We start from the raw sequence: 15,353 nt of genomic DNA on the forward strand, positions 1-15,353 counted from the left end.
CAGCCCGGAGAAGTGGAACATCCTCTATTTATAGGATGAATCGCACAAGGGTGCCCATGGCAAATGCGAAGGCCCCCTTGCGCGAAACACATAACCTAACGTCAGCTATTGGCGGCCCGGATCGCCTCCCACACGCGCAGCGGCGTTGCCGGCATGTCGATATGGGCGACGCCCGCCCCCCGGCGCAGCGCATCGCCGACCGCATTCATCACCGCCGGACCTGCACCGATGGTGCCGGCCTCGCCCGCGCCCTTGATGCCGAGCGCATTGGTGGTGGAGGGAATGTTGTTGGTCTCGAAGCGGATGCCCGGAATGTCGGCGGCGCGCGGCATCTGGTAGTCGAGGAAGGACGCCGTCAGCAGCTGCCCGTCCTCGTCGTAGACCGTGTGCTCCATCAGGGCCTGGCCGATGGCCTGCACCACGCCGCCATGCACCTGGCCGGCGAGCAGGATCGGGTTCACCGTGACGCCGAAATCGTCGACGATCACATAGTCCAGCAGCTCGATGTCGCCGGTCTCAGGATCCACCTCCAGCTCGCAGATATGCGTGCCGTTGGGATAGGTCGCCTCGGCCTGCTTGACCTCCTCGCGCGCCGACAGCTGCTCGGGTGCGGCGGCCGCGATCTCGGCCAGCGTCACCGACCGGTCGGTGCCCACCACCCGCACCTCGCCGTCGACGAGCTCCAGATCTTCCGGCCCCGCCTCCAGCTTGTCGGCGGCAAGGTCCTTGATCTTCTTGACGAGGCTGCGCGAGGCCTCCAGCACCGACGGCAGGCCGATGGGGATCGAGCGCGAGCCGCCCGTGCCGCCGCCCTTGCGCACCCGGTCGGTGTCGCCCTGGATCATGGTGATGCGGTCGAGATCGACGCCGAACTGCTCGGCGATGATCTGCCCGTAGGCGGTGGCGTGGCCCTGGCCGTTGGTCTGCGTGCCGATCAGCAGGGTCAGCGAACCGTCGCCGCCCAGCTCCACCGTCGCCTCCTCCGAGCCGGCGAAGGCGCAGGCCTCGATATAGGTCGCCATGCCGATGCCGCGATAGCGCCCGCGTGCGGCGGACGCCTCCGCCCGCTCGGCAAACCCGTCCCAGCCGATGGCCGCCATCGCCTTGTCCATGTGGGCGGAGAAGTCGCCCGTGTCGTACATGCGCCCCGTGTGGGTGGTGTAGGGAAGCTGCTCGGGACGGATGAAGTTGCGCCGGCGGAACTCGGCCGGCGACATGTCCATCTCCGCCGCCGCCCGGTCGACCAGCCGCTCCAGCAGATAGGCGGCCTCGGGCCGGCCCGCGCCGCGATAGGCATCGGTCGGCGTCGTGTTGGTATAGACGCCCTTCACCACGCCGTACATCGCCGGCACGTGGTAGAGGCCGGTCGCCATCGACAGGCCGAAATTCGGGATCATCGGGCCGTACTGGTGCAGATAGGCGCCCATCGCCGCGACGATCTCGACGCGCAGCGCCAGGATGCGACCTTCGGCATCGAGCGCCACTTCCGCCATCGACAGGTTGTCGCGGCCATGCGCATCGGCAAGGAAATGCTCGGTGCGCTCGCAGACCCACTTCACCGGACGGCCGAGACGCTCCGCCGCCACCAGGCAGACCGGATATTCCGGATAGACGAAATTCTTGGTGCCGAAGCCGCCGCCGACATCCGGTGTGATCACCCGCAGGCGGTCGCGCGGAATGCCGAGAATGTCGCCGGCGATGATCGCCTGCATGCTGTGGCCGCCCTGGGTGCCGGCGGTCAGCGTGTAGCGGCCGGTTTCCGCGTCGTATTCGCCGACGCAGCCGCGCGGCTCCATGTAGTTGCACACCAGCCGGTTGTTGACGATGTCGATGCGGGTGACGTGATGGGCGCTCTCGAACGCCCGGTTCGCCGCCGCCGCATCGCCCGCGTCATAGGTGAAGGCGAGATTGGTGCCGGTCTCCGGCCACACCAGCGGCGCGTCGGGCTTCAACGCATCGCCCGTGTCGACCACCGCGTCGAGCGGCTCGTAGTCGACCTCGACCAGCTCCGCCGCCGACTTGGCGTTGGCCAGCGTATCGGCGACGACGAGTGCGATCGGCTCGCCGACATGGCGCACGGTGTCGGTCGCCAGCACCGGGCGCGGGGGCACCGCGTGGCGCGTGCCGTCGGTCTGGGTGAGGATCGCCTTTGTCGGCATCAGGCCGAGATCGGGAATGTCGGCCGCGGTCATCACCATGGCGACGCCGGGAGCCGAGCGCGCCGGCTCCAGGTCGCCGAGGGTGATGCGGGCATGGGCCACGCTGGAGCGCACCACAAAGGCCCGCAGCATGCCGTCGGACTGGACGTCGTCGGTGTAATGGCCACGACCGGTGACCAGTGCATCGTCTTCCTTGCGGCGCACCGGCGCGCCGATGCCGAACTTGGCGTGCACCATCTCGTTCATTCGAATGCCTCGTTGCTAACAGCCGGGCGCGGCCCGGAGATCGCTGCGGTGATTGCGGAAAGCGTTGCGTGCGACATGTGGCGCAGTGCCGGGAGGGTCAAGGCCGATCATGGCGGGTCGGGCGACGCGACGATAGCTGCCGCTGTGTGGATGGGCAAAAGCTTAGCGGCAAAAGCGCCCTTTCGCCAAGGGGGGAGGCAGACCGCCGGCCGGGCCCTTTCGCGATTGCGGCCAATGGGACTATGCTCGGCGCCTCGCCTTCCTGCGGCCGCCGTCGTCGCCTCCCGCCCACGGATCCCACCAGATGCCGCCAGCTCCCGAGCAGACGCCCCCTGACCCTCCCGATTCCGCGGACAGGCGCAGCCTCGCCCAGCGCTACCGCGACACCGGCGACAGGCTGTCGCTGCTTCCCGGAAACATCAGAGGCATCCTGTGGATGCTGGTCGCCGGCATCTTCTTCACCGCCATGGTGACGCTCATCAAGATCCTCGGCGAGCGGCTGCATGTCGCCGAGATCATCCTGATCCGCCAGATCATCATGACGATCATCGTCGCGCCGGTGATCATCTCCGGCCTGCCAGGCTCGCTGAAGACCAAGCGCCCGGGCCTGCACGTCATCCGCGTCGGCTGCGCCTCGGTGGCGATGCTGGCCGGCTTCACCGCGATCATCCACCTGCCGCTGGCGGATGCGACGGCCATCGCCTTTTCCAAGACCTTCTTCCTGACGATCTTCGCGATCCTGTTCCTGGGCGAGGTCGTCGGCCCGCACCGCTGGGCGGCGACCGCAGTCGGGTTCCTAGGCGTCGTCATCATCCTGCAGCCGGGCGGCGACACCGGCTTCAGCATCTATGCCGGCATGGCGGTCCTCGGCGCCGCAGCGGCCGGCATCGTCATGATCATCATCCGCAAGCTGTCGCAGGTGGAACGGCCGGTTACCATCCTCACCTATCAGGCGTTCTTCGTCGGCCTGATCATGCTGCCCATCGCCTTCTACAACTGGCAGACGCCGACGCTGGAGGAACTGGGCTTGCTGCTGCTGGTGGGCATGGCCTCCTGGGCGGGGCAGATGTGCAACATCCGCGCCTTCCGCGCGGGCGAGGCCTCGGCGCTCGCCGCGCTCGACTATGCCCGCCTGATCTACGCGACGATCATCGGCTTCCTGGTGTTCGGCGAAGTGCCGGCGCCCGTCACCTATGCCGGCGCCGCGCTCATCGTCGCCGGCGCGCTCTATACGGTCTGGCGGGAAAACCGGCTCGGCCGGCAGGTCACGGCGCGCACCGGCGTGCGGGCCGATCCGCCCTGAGCCGGCGCGTCGGACGCCTCACGCGCCGTTGAAGCGCGGCGTCCAGATGCCGTCGACCCGGTAGCCGCCCAGCGTCCTTGCCATGTCGGCGAAGGCGGGCGTGCGAGTGAAGGCGATGAGCGCCTGGAACGGGCCCTCGAACCAGTCGCGCCGGGACACCAGCAGGTCGAAGCGCTCCTCGCACACGGGCACGAAATCCAGCTTGAACTGCCGCGCCGAGGCGGCCAGCCCGAAGGCCGCATCCGCCCGCCCGTCGAGCACGGCAAGCGCGGCCTCGCGCTCGTCGCGCGCCACGGGGGCGCCCTGCGGCACGGGAATGCCGGCTTCCGCGAACAGCCGCTCCATCAGGTGCTGGCTACCGGCCTGCGGCTGGCGCAACACCATGCGCTTGCCGGCAAGATCGGCGATGGAGCCGATGCCGAGCGGATTGCCCGGCGAGACGATGATGCCGCGGTCGCGCCAGGCCCATTCGGCCAGCACCACCGGGCGGAAGCGGAACCGCCGCGAGACGAGCTCGGTGTTCCAGCCCTCGTCCTGGATCATGTGCAGGCCGGCGGCCACGCCCTCGAGCTGCTCGAACCGGTCGAGCCCGTCGAGACTGCCGTCGAAGAAGGCGGCAAGGCCCGAGCCGCTTTCGCGCAGCGCCCATTCCAGCAGCGGATCGTGGCTGCCCAGAATGACGGCGGGCCGGGTCCCCTCGCTGGTCGGCGCCTCGCTGGCATTCTCGATCCAGGCGAGCACCACCTCGCGAGGGAAGAGCAGCTTGCCCGTCGCCCGGCTGTGCGGGATCTCGCCGGCCGCCGCCAGATCGTAGATCTTGCGCTCCTTGACCCGGAGCAGGTCGGCCATTTCCTTGGTCGTGAGATAGGTCGGCAGGTCGGCCGTCATCTTGCCGGGTATCCTGTTGCGCGTGTCTGAAAGGATCGAAACCGACAATGCCAAGTCGGCCGGCGCGCATCAAGCGCCGGGGGCACAAGACCTTGCGAATACCGGCAAGCCGTCAGCCTTCTGCCGCGGCGGCGGCCCGCTTCGCCTTTTCCTCCTCCACCAGCTCCTTCTTGGACAGCTTGCCGACCATCGTCTTCGGCAGGGCGTCGCGGAACTCGATCTCCTGCGGCAGCTCGATTGGCGACAAGTGGCCTTTCAGGAACAGCCGTAGCTCCTCGGCGGAGACATGCTCGTCCGGCTTCAGCTTGACGAAGGCCTTCGGCGCCTGGCCGCGATAGCTGTCGGGAATGGCGATGACGATCGTCTCCTCGACGGCCGGATGCTGGTAGATCGCCTCCTCGATCATGCGCGGATAAACATTGTAGCCCGAGCAGAGGATCAGGTCCTTGATGCGGTCGACCAGATAGACGAAGCCGTCCGGGTCGCGGTAACCGACATCGCCGGTGTGCAGGGCGCCGTTCTCGATGGCCCGGGCCGTGTCCTCGGGGCGATTGTAGTAGCCGGCCATCACCTGCGGCCCGCGCACCACCAGCTCGCCCTTCTCGCCCTCCGGGACGCATTCGGACGGATTTTCGAGACTGCGGAACTCAAGCGTCGTTCCGGGAATGGCAAGGCCGATGGAGCCGGACCGCCGGTTCTCGTTGAGCGGGTTCGCCGCCACCACGGGCGAGGCTTCGGTCAAGCCGTAGCCCTCGACCAGGATGCACCCGGTCAGCCCCTCGAACTGGGTCTTCACCTCCACGGGAAGCGGCGCACCGCCGGAGATGCAGAGCCGGATCGTGGTGAGGTCGTAGCCCTTGGTCATCTCGGAATTGTTGATCGCCGTGTAGATGGTCGGCACGCCGGGAAACAGCGTGATCTTCTTCCGCCGGATCGTGTCGAGCAGCATCTTCAGCTCGAAGCGCGGCATCAACACCATCTCGGCCGCCAGCACCACGGAGAGGTTCTGCGCCACCGTCATCGCGAAGACGTGGAAGAACGGCAGCACGCAGAGCATCTTCTCCTCGCCGACCTGCGCCTCGCAGAAGATCGAGCGCATCTGCTCGATATTGGCGGCAAGGTTGGTGTGGGTCAGCATCGCGCCCTTGGGGACGCCGGTCGTGCCGCCGGTATATTGCAGCACGGCGATGTCGGTGTCGGGCCGGATGTCGGCGACGCGCGGACTGGCGCCGTGGCCGATGAGTTCCGAAAAGCGGGGATGCGCGGCATCCTGCGGCACGCGCGCCCGGTCGCCGCGCTTGAACAGCTGGAACAGCAGCTTCTTGGGCTGGGGCAGGATATCGGCCATCGCGCAGACAATGACGCGGTCGAGCGTGCCCTCGCGCCGCACCGCCTCCACCTTGTCGTAGATGACCTTGAGATCCATCGTCACCATGATGCGGGTGCCGCTGTCCCGCGCCTGGAACGACAGTTCCCGCTCTACGTAGAGCGGATTGAAGTTCACAACGATGCCGCCGATCTTGAGCACCGCGAAATAGAAGATCGTGTAGTAGGGCGTGTTCGGCAGGCACAGGCCCACCTTGTCGCCCTTGACCACGCCCATCGCCTGGAGACCGGCGGCCGCCCGGTCGGCGAGCGCCGCGATCTCCGCATAGGTCCAGCCCTTGCCGAGGAAATCCATGGCCGGCCGACGCCCATGGTCCCTGGCTGCCGTGTCGAGATAGGTGTGCATCGGCTGCGGACGAAAAGCGGCAAGCCAGACCTGCGGTTCGCTCACGATGGTTCCTCCCGGACCCGGCACGTGGATCGTGCCCTGTTGTTGCACGGCGCCCGCCCCTCCTGCAGACCCGCGGCCGATTTTGCCGGCCACGTCAACATGGGCAAGCCTTCCCTTTACGTCAACGTAAAATGCAATTTCTCGGCGGCGCTTCGGCCCGGCGCCAGTCTACCACGCAGCGGCCGCGATGCGCATCGCGGCCTGCGCAAAGCTCAGCCGAGCAGCGCGAAACGGTCGACATCGAACATCCCGCGATCCGTGATCTTCAGGTGCGGAATGACCGGCAGCGGCAGGAAGGCGACCTGCAGGAACGGCTCGGGCAGGGTGCAGCCCAGCGACCGGGCGGCGATCCGCAGGGACTCCAGCGCGTGGCGCACCTCCTCGAACGAGGCAAGGCTCATCAATCCGGCGACAGGAAGGGCCAGTTCCGCCATGATCGTATCGCCGCGCGCCACCACGAACCCGCCCTGCAGCTCGGCGATCCGGTTGACCGCCGTCGCCATCGAGGCGCCGTCGCAGCCCACCACGCAGATATTGTGGCTGTCGTGGCCCACGGAGGAGGCAATCGCCCCGCCCTGCAATCCGAAGCCGGAGACGAACCCGCGGCCGATATTGCCGTTCTGCCCGTGCCGCTCGACCACCGCCACCTTGGCAACGTCCGAAGCGGGATCGGCCTGCAGGCCGCCCTCCCCCTCCGGCAGGCTGCGCGACAGGTGCTCGGTGATGATCCGGCCCGGAACCACGCCGATGACGGCGCTCTCGTTCGAGCCTGTCGCCTCGATGCGGAAGTCCTCTGCCGCGACCGGGCGCTGCAGGCGCACGCTGTCGAGCCCCACCGGCTGAAGCGGCTGACGCGCGGCAAAAGCATCCTCGTCCACCGGGCGCCCTGCCGCAATGACCGAGTGCACGCGGCACTCTTCCAGATCGTCGAGCAGCACGATGTCGGCGCGCCAGCCCGGCGCCACCTGCCCCCGGTCGCGCAGGCCGAAGGCGACCGCCGCCGACCAACTGGCTGCGCGATAGGCGTCGCAAGGCCGCGCGCCGCGGGCGATCAGCCGCCGGATCATGCTGTCGAGATGCCCTTCCTCGGCGATATCCAGCGGATTGCGGTCGTCGGTGCACAGGCACACGAAGGACGAGGTGTCCGGCGTCAGCACTTCGGCCAGCGCCTCCAGGTCCTTCGATACGGAGCCTTCCCGGATCAGGATGGTCATGCCCTTGGCGAGCTTCTCGCGCGCCTCCTCTGCCGTCGTCGCCTCGTGGTCGGTGCGGATGTGCGCGGCGAGATAGCCGTTGAGATCGAGCCCCGACAGAAGCGGCGCGTGCCCGTCGATATGCCCGTCCTGGAACGCCGCCAGCTTGGCGATGGCACCGGGGTCGCGCGCCAGCACGCCGGGAAAGTTCATGAATTCGGCAAGGCCGATGACCTTGGGATGCGAGCGCAGCGGCTCGATGTCCTCGATCTCGAGCCGCGCGCCGGCGGTCTCGAACGCGGTTGCCGGCACGCAGGACGAGAGGTTGACCCTCAGGTCCATCAGCGTGCGCTCGGACGCATCGAGAAAGTAGCGGATGCCGGGGACACCCAGCACGTTGGCGATCTCGTGCGGGTCGCAGATCGCCGTCGTCACCCCGTGCGGCAGCACGCAGCGATCGAACTCCAGCGGCGTCACCAGCGAGGATTCGACATGCAGATGGGTGTCGATGAAGCCCGGAACGACGATGCGTCCGCCGCCGTCGATTTCCCGTTCGCCGCGATAATGTCCGTGCGTTCCCACGATCCGGTCGCCGACAATGGCGACATCCGTGTCGGTCAGCGAGCCGTCGATGACGGAGAACACCCGCACGTTCCGCAGCACCAGGTCGGCGGGGATCTCGCCGCGTCCGGCCGCAATCGCCCGCTCCAGAAAAGCCCGTGTTTCCATCGTGTTCGGCATGTTCTGCTCCCTGGCGTGCGATCCATGCATCCTGCCTCGCACCCAAGCATGGCACAAGCACGGCAAGGCGCGCCATCACCACCGGACGTTGCGGATTCCGCGCTGCAGCACCGAAAGCGGATTGACAAGAGCCGCTCGCCGATAATTAATAAATCAACTTAAAGAAATAAAACCGTATCCAACCGCCCGACAGAGGCGGGAGCGGTCGGCGAGGGAGGATTTTCCGGTGGCAAGGCGCCCGCTTGTCGGACAAGGGTCGAATTCCGTGCAGTTGCGCCGCTACAACGAGCGCATCGTGCTGCAGGTGTTGCGCCGCGTCGGCGAAGCCTCCAAGGCGGATCTCGCGCGCCTGGCGCAGCTTACCAACGCGGCCATCGGCGGCATCATCCAGGACCTGACGGCCAGCGGCCTCATCGAGACGCTGGGCAAGCGCCATGACGGCGGGCGCGGTCAGCCGGCGACCATGCTGCGCCTGTCGGCGACGGGCGCCTACGGCTTCGGGGTGCGCATCGACCGGACCTCCATCGAGACGGTGCTCGCCGATTTCTCCGGCCGGATCATCGGCCGCCAGTCGCACGACCGGTTCCTGCCCGAGCCCGAGCGGGTCGTCGACATCGTCGCCCGCGACATCGCCATGCTGTTGCGGCTGATCTCGCCGCAGGAGCATGCACGCATCGCCGGCGTCGGCGTCGCCATGCCGTTCAACCTCGGCTCCTGGCTGCACGAGCTCGGCCTGCCCAAGGCGAACTTCCACCTGTGGGACGACATCGACTTCAAGCAGATGCTCGAAGAAGCGGTCGACTTCCCGGTCTTTTCCGAAAACGACGGCACCGCTGCCGCCATCGCCGAGCTCTTCTCCGGCGCCGGCCGCCATGCCGACGACTTTCTCTACCTGTTCCTCGGCCCGGCCATCGGCGGCGGCGTGGTCTATGGCGGCGACTGCGTGAAGGGCGTGCAGGGCAATGCCGGCGACGTCGCCATGATCCCGGTGCCGCGCAGCCGCCTCGCCTCGGCTCCCGCCCCGCGCGGCGAGATGGACATCCTGCTGACCCGCGCCTCGATCTCGGCGCTGAAGCGGCATCTTGCCCATCACGGCATCGAGGCGGAGACGCGCGACGATCTGGAACGCGCGGCGGAAAGCGGCCATCCGGCGGTGGAGGAGTGGCTGGCGGATTGCGTCGCCGCGCTGACGCCGGCGATCTGGTCGGCGATCTCGCTGATCGACGTGCCGCTGGTGGTGATCGACTTCGACATCGACGGCGGCCTGCCGCAGCGCCTGATCGACGAGCTGACCCGCGCGCTGGCACTGGCCGCGCCGCAGTCGCGCGTGCCGCCGCGCCTCCGCCGCGGCTCCTTCGGCCAGGATGCGGGCGCCGCCGGCGCCGCCAATCTGCCGATCTTCTTCAACTATTCGCCCCGCACCGCGATCCCGACCGCGAACGAGGGCAAACGAGGTGCTGCCGATGCCGCCGCGCGCAAGGCGCGCAAGGACGTCGAGCCCGCACAGGATGGCCGCCCGGCATGACGAGCCGGACGGCCTGCGATCCGATCGCAAGCCAACTGGGAGGAACTGACAATGCTTAGGAAACTGATGCTCGCTGGCACCGTGCTCGGCATGGCCGCGGCCACTCCGGCGCTGGGTGCCGACATCTCCGCCTGCCTCGTCACCAAGACCGACACCAACCCCTTCTTCGTCAAGATGAAGGAAGGCGCCACCGCCAAGGCGGCGGAACTCGGCATCGAGCTGAAATCATATGCCGGCAAGATCGACGGCGACCACGAGAGCCAGGTCGCGGCCATCGAGACCTGCATCGCCGACGGCGCCAAGGGCATCCTGATCACCGCCTCCGATACCAAGGCCATTGTCGACAGCGTCAAGCAGGCCCGCGACGCCGGCATCCTGGTGATCGCGCTCGACACTCCGCTGGAGCCGATCGACGCGGCCGACGCGACTTTCGCCACCGACAATTTCAAGGCCGGCGAGCTGATCGGCCAGTGGGCCCGCGCCACGCTCGGCGATGCGGCGGCCGATGCCAAGATCGCCATGCTCGACCTTGCCGTCAGCCAGCCCTCCGTCGGCGTGCTGCGCGACCAGGGCTTCCTGACCGGCTTCGGCATCGACGTGAAGGATCCGAACCGCTGGGGCGACGAGGACGATCCGCGTATCGTCGGCAACGACGTGACCGCCGGCAACGAGGAAGGCGGCCGCACCGCCATGGAGAACCTGCTGACCAAGGATCCGATGGTCAACGTGGTCTACACGATCAACGAACCTGCCGCCGCCGGCGCCTATGAGGCCCTGAAGGCCGTCGGCCGCGAGAACGATGTGCTGATCGTGTCCGTCGACGGCGGCTGCCCGGGCGTCAAGAACGTCACCGAGGGCGTCATCGGCGCCACCTCGCAGCAGTATCCGCTGCTGATGGCCTCGCTCGGCATCGAGGCGATCAAGGCCTTCGCCGACACCGGCGCCAAGCCGGAGCCGACGCCGGGCAAAAACTTCTTCGACACCGGCGTTGCGCTGGTCACCGACAAGCCGGCGGAGGGCGTCCCCTCCATCGACACCAAGGAAGGCATGGACAAGTGCTGGGGCTGAGGCCCCTCGCCCTGTACTGACACGGGCTCCGCGCGGGACGGCAACGCCCCTCCCGCGCGGGCCATCTGCAAGTCCGGGCACTTTGGTCCAGGCACCGTTCCGGGGGAGGAGACCCAATGAGCGACGCACAGACACCCGCAGGAAACGACTTCGAGAAGGGCCTTTCGGGCAGTTCGACGGACGTTGCCGCCTTCGAGCGCCCCGAGCGCCCGCTGATCGACCGGATCCAGCACCGCCTGCACGCCCGGCCCGAATTCGTGCCGCTGATCGTCCTGGTGCTGTCGCTGGCGGTGTTCGGCATCCTGCTCGGCTCGAAATTCTTCTCGCCCTTCGCCCTGACGCTCATTCTCCAGCAGGTGGCCATCGTCGGCATCGTCGGCTGCGCCCAGTCGCTGGTGATCCTGACCGCCGGCATCGACCTGTCGGTCGGCGCGATCATGGTCCTGTCCTCGGTGGTGATGGGCCAGTTCACCTTCCGCTACGGGCTGCCGCCCGAGATCGCGGTGCTGTGCGGCCTTGCCTGCGGCACCTTCTGCGGCTTCATCAACGGCGCGCTGGTCGCCTGGATGCGGCTGCCGCCCTTCATCGTCACGCTCGGCATGTGGCAGATCGTGCTGGCGGCGAATTTCCTCTACTCGGCCAACGAGACGATCCGCAGCCAGGACATCGAGGCGCAGGCCCCGATCCTCCAGTTCTTCGGAGAGAAGTTCAACATCGGCGGCGCGGTCTTCACCTATGGCGTCATCGCCATGTTCCTGCTGGTGCTGGTGCTGAACTACGTGCTGAACCACACCGCCTGGGGACGCCACGTCTATGCCATCGGCGACGATCCGGACGCGGCGGAGCTTGCCGGCGTGCGCGTCTCGCGCATGCGCATCTCGGTCTACACGCTGGCCGGCCTCATCTGCGCCATCGGCGGCTGGGCGATGATCGGCCGCCTCGGCTCGGTCTCGCCGACCACCGGCCAGTTCACCAACATCGAATCCATCACAGCGGTGGTGATCGGCGGCATCTCGCTGTTCGGCGGACGCGGATCGATCCTCGGCATGCTGTTCGGCGCGCTCATCGTCGGCGTGTTCTCGCTCGGCCTGCGCCTCATCGGAACCGATCCGCAATGGACCTACCTGCTCATCGGCATGCTGATCATCGGCGCCGTCGCCATCGACCAGTGGATCAGAAAGGTTGCAGCATGACCCGCGAACCGATCCTCACCGCCCGCGGCCTCGTCAAGCGCTACGGCCGCGTCGTCGCCCTCGACCGGGCCGACTTCGACCTCTATCCCGGCGAGATCCTCGCCGTGATCGGCGACAACGGCGCGGGCAAGTCGACGCTCATCAAGGCGATCTCCGGCGCCGTCGTGCCGGATGAGGGCGAGATCCGGCTGGAGGGCAAGCCCGTCAACTTCTCCTCGCCGATGCGGGCGCGCGAGGCCGGCATCGAGACCGTCTACCAGAACCTTGCCCTGTCGCCGGCGCTCTCCATCGCCGACAATCTGTTCATGGGCCGCGAACTGCGCAGCCCCGGCTGGATGGGCAAGTACCTGCGCAAGCTCGACCGCAAGGCGATGGAGAAGATCGCCCGCGAGAAGCTCTCCGAGCTCGGGCTGATGACCATCCAGAACATCAATCAGGCGGTGGAGACGCTGTCCGGCGGCCAGCGCCAGGGCGTTGCCGTGGCGCGGGCTGCCGCCTTCGGTTCCAAGGTCGTGATCATGGACGAGCCGACCGCCGCCCTCGGCGTCAAGGAAAGCCGCAAGGTCCTCGACCTGATCCGCGACGTGAAGGCGCGCGGCCTGCCCATCGTGCTGATCTCCCACAACATGCCGCATGTGTTCGAGGTCGCCGACCGCATCCATATCCATCGCCTCGGACGTCGTGCCTGTGTCATAAGGCCGGACGAATTTTCCATGTCCGACGCCGTCGCCATCATGACCGGCGCGATGGAACCGCCGCAGGCTGCGGCGGCCTGACGATGAGACAAGACCCGCCGATACCGATGCCTCGAAGGAGCCCCGTTCAATGATTCTCGTCTGCGGCGAAGCGCTGTTCGACCTCTTTGCCGAGGACGGCGACGGCGGGAAGCTGACCCTCGATGCCCGGATCGGCGGCTCGCCGTTCAACGTCGCCGTCGGCCTTGCCCGGCTCGAGGTTCCGGTCGCCTATTTCGGCGGCCTGTCGCGCGATTTCTTCGGCCGCCGGCTCAAGGCCGCGCTGGAGACGGAAGGCGTCGACACGAGCCTCGTCGTCGACAGCGACGCGCTGACCACCCTCAGCGTCGTCGGCCTCGATGCCTCGGGAAGCCCGGCCTATTCGTTCTACGGGGAAGGCTCGGCCGACCGGCTGGTCTCGCCCGACCAACTCCCTGCCCTCCCCGACAGCGTCGACACGATCCATCTCGGTTCCTTCTCCGCGCTCGTTTCGCCGGTCGGCGACGCCCTGCTGCAGCTGGTGCGCCGCGAGCATGGCAAACGCCTCGTCGCCTACGATCCGAACATCCGCCCGACGGTCGTCGGTGATCTTGCCGCCTGGCGCAGCCGGCTCGACGAGTTGCTCCCGCATGTCGATGTGCTCAAGATCAGCGCCGAGGATGCCGAAACGCTGTTTCCCGGCGCCGATCCGGCAGACCTTGCGCGCGGCTGGCTGGCCAAAGGCCCCGCCCTCGTCGTGGTGACGCGCGGCCGCGAAGGCGCAAGCGCATTTACCGCCACGGCCACCGCAAGTGTGCCCGGGCGCACCGTTGCCGTCGTCGACACGGTCGGGGCCGGCGACACGTTCCAGGCCGCGCTGCTGGCCCGGCTCGGCAAGACCGGCGGGCGGACACGGACCGCAATTTCCGCTCTCGGGGCAGACACGCTCGCCGATCTCCTCGATTATGCGGGCAAAGCCTCTGCCATCACCTGCACCCGGCGCGGAGCGGACCTCCCCCGCCGCGCCGAACTTCTCGCCTGACGGCGACACCGCAAGATTGAAAGGACCGCCATGGCCGTGCGCGTCATCGAAGTCGCCCCGTTCGACCTGATCGTCTTCGGAGCTACCGGCGATCTGGCCCACAGGAAGCTGCTGCCCGCCCTCTATCACCGCGATCTCGACGGGCAGATCCCGGCGGACGCCCGGATTGTCGCCTGTTCGCGGCGCGACATGTCGGATGCCGACTATCGCGACTTCGCCCGCCAAGCGATCAGCGAGCACGTATCGGACATCGAGGACGAAGCGCTGTCGCGCTTTATCGACCGCCTGTCCTATGTCGCGGTCGATGCGGCCGGAGAGCGGGGCTGGAGCGAGCTGGCCTCGGCCCTCGCGGGCCGCGAGGACGTGGTGCGCGCCTTCTACCTCGCGGTGTCGCCGGACTTCTTCGGCCCGATCTGCGAGCGCATCGGCGCCCATGGCCTGACCACCGAGCTTGCCCGCGTCGTCATCGAGAAGCCCATCGGCAAGGACGGCGAATCCGCGCGCAAGGTGAACGCCGCCATCGGCGCGGTGTTCCGCGAGGACCAGATCTTCCGCATCGACCACTATCTCGGCAAGGAGACGGTGCAGAACCTGATGGCCCTGCGCTTCGCCAATGCGCTGTTCGAGCCGCTGTGGAACGCCGCCCATATCGACCATGTGCAGATCACGGTGGCCGAGGCGCTCGGCGTCGAGGGCCGCGCCGGCTATTACGACACCGCCGGGGCGATGCGCGACATGGTGCAGAACCACATCCTGCAGCTGTTGTGCCTGGTCGCCATGGAGCCGCCCGAGTCGATGGACGCGGATTCGGTGCGCGACGAGAAGCTGAAGGTGCTCAAGGCGCTGAGACCGATGGATGCCGATCTCGCCGCCCGCACCACGGTGCGCGGCCAGTACCGGGCCGGCGCCTCCGCCGGCGGCGCGGTGCCGGGATATCTGGAAGAGCTCGACGATCCCGCGTCCCAGACCGAGACCTTCGTCGCGGTGAAGGCCGAGATCGCCAACTGGCGCTGGGCGAACGTGCCCTTCTACCTGCGCACCGGCAAGCGCCTTGCCGCCCGCGTGTCGGAAATCGTCGTCCAGTTCCGCCCGATCCCGCACTCGATCTTCGGCGAGGAAGCCGGCGCGATCCCGCCGAACCGACTGGTGATCCGACTGCAGCCGGACGAAGGCGTGCGCATGCAGGTGATGATCAAGGACCCCGGCCCCGGCGGCATGCGCCTGCGGCAGGTGCCGCTCGACATGTCCTTCGCCAAGGCCTTCGCCGTGCGCAATCCGGACGCCTACGAGCGACTGATCATGGACGTGATCCGCGGCAACCAGACCCTGTTCATGCGCCGCGACGAGGTGGAGGCGGCCTGGGCCTGGGTCGATCCGATCCTGCAGGCCTGGTCGACCTTGAAGGAAGCGCCCAAGGGCTACACGTCCGGAACATGGGGACCATCGGCGGCCATCGCCCTGATCGAGCGGGACGGCCGCACCTGGTTCGAGGACCTGATCTAGAC

The 15,353-nt window shown here is 67.8% G+C and carries 11 protein-coding genes; 7 read left to right on the forward strand and 4 right to left on the reverse strand.

All coding sequences use genetic code 11. The features are described from left to right. Nucleotides 1-101: 101 nt before the first annotated feature. Entirely contained in the window at nt 102-2,405 is a 2,304-nt protein-coding gene (locus BBX35_RS06000) for a xanthine dehydrogenase family protein molybdopterin-binding subunit (RefSeq protein ID WP_067217138.1), read from the reverse strand. Nucleotides 2,406-2,709: 304 nt separating this feature from the next. On the opposite strand from BBX35_RS06000, the gene BBX35_RS06005 reads away from it, so the two are divergent. Next, nucleotides 2,710-3,708, forward strand: a complete 999-nt coding sequence (locus tag BBX35_RS06005) for a DMT family transporter (protein WP_067217141.1) — start codon at nt 2,710-2,712, stop codon at nt 3,706-3,708. A gap of 18 nt (nt 3,709-3,726) precedes the next feature. Here BBX35_RS06005 and BBX35_RS06010 read toward each other — a convergent pair whose 3' ends face one another. The 3 genes from BBX35_RS06010 to ade form a co-directional block, all read right to left on the reverse strand. Then, complete coding sequence (locus BBX35_RS06010; protein WP_067217143.1) at nt 3,727-4,596, reverse strand: helix-turn-helix transcriptional regulator; 870 nt, start codon at nt 4,594-4,596, stop codon at nt 3,727-3,729. Nucleotides 4,597-4,708: 112 nt separating this feature from the next. After that, the gene (locus BBX35_RS06015; RefSeq protein ID WP_067218283.1) at nt 4,709-6,328 is read right to left on the reverse strand and encodes a long-chain-fatty-acid--CoA ligase; all 1,620 of its coding nucleotides are present in this window, start codon (nt 6,326-6,328) and stop codon (nt 4,709-4,711) included. Between the two features lie 257 nt (nt 6,329-6,585). Next, a complete protein-coding gene (gene ade / locus BBX35_RS06020; RefSeq protein ID WP_067217146.1) occupies nt 6,586-8,307 on the reverse strand; it encodes an adenine deaminase in 1,722 nt (573 codons plus the stop codon). A gap of 226 nt (nt 8,308-8,533) precedes the next feature. Between ade and BBX35_RS06025 the strand changes: the two genes are divergently transcribed. The 6 genes from BBX35_RS06025 to zwf all read left to right on the forward strand — a co-directional run bounded on the left by BBX35_RS06025 (nt 8,534) and on the right by zwf (nt 15,351). Beyond that, complete coding sequence (locus BBX35_RS06025) at nt 8,534-9,832, forward strand: ROK family transcriptional regulator (RefSeq protein ID WP_067217148.1); 1,299 nt, start codon at nt 8,534-8,536, stop codon at nt 9,830-9,832. A 51-nt stretch (nt 9,833-9,883) separates the two neighbouring features. Next, the gene (locus BBX35_RS06030) at nt 9,884-10,900 is read left to right on the forward strand and encodes a sugar ABC transporter substrate-binding protein (protein ID WP_067217151.1); all 1,017 of its coding nucleotides are present in this window, start codon (nt 9,884-9,886) and stop codon (nt 10,898-10,900) included. 116 nt (nt 10,901-11,016) lie between these two features. After that, the gene (locus BBX35_RS06035) at nt 11,017-12,093 is read left to right on the forward strand and encodes an ABC transporter permease (protein ID WP_067217153.1); all 1,077 of its coding nucleotides are present in this window, start codon (nt 11,017-11,019) and stop codon (nt 12,091-12,093) included. Next, a complete protein-coding gene (locus BBX35_RS06040; protein WP_067217156.1) occupies nt 12,090-12,869 on the forward strand; it encodes an ATP-binding cassette domain-containing protein in 780 nt (259 codons plus the stop codon). Before BBX35_RS06035 ends, BBX35_RS06040 begins: the two co-directional genes overlap by 4 nt. A gap of 49 nt (nt 12,870-12,918) precedes the next feature. Next, complete coding sequence (locus BBX35_RS06045) at nt 12,919-13,848, forward strand: carbohydrate kinase family protein (protein ID WP_067217158.1); 930 nt, start codon at nt 12,919-12,921, stop codon at nt 13,846-13,848. Nucleotides 13,849-13,878: 30 nt separating this feature from the next. Beyond that, nucleotides 13,879-15,351, forward strand: a complete 1,473-nt coding sequence (zwf, locus tag BBX35_RS06050) for a glucose-6-phosphate dehydrogenase (RefSeq protein WP_067217161.1) — start codon at nt 13,879-13,881, stop codon at nt 15,349-15,351. The last annotated feature ends 2 nt before the right edge of the window (nt 15,352-15,353 follow it).

The sequence above is a fragment of the Stappia indica genome, from assembly GCF_001696535.1.
Lineage (GTDB): Bacteria > Pseudomonadota > Alphaproteobacteria > Rhizobiales > Stappiaceae > Stappia > Stappia indica.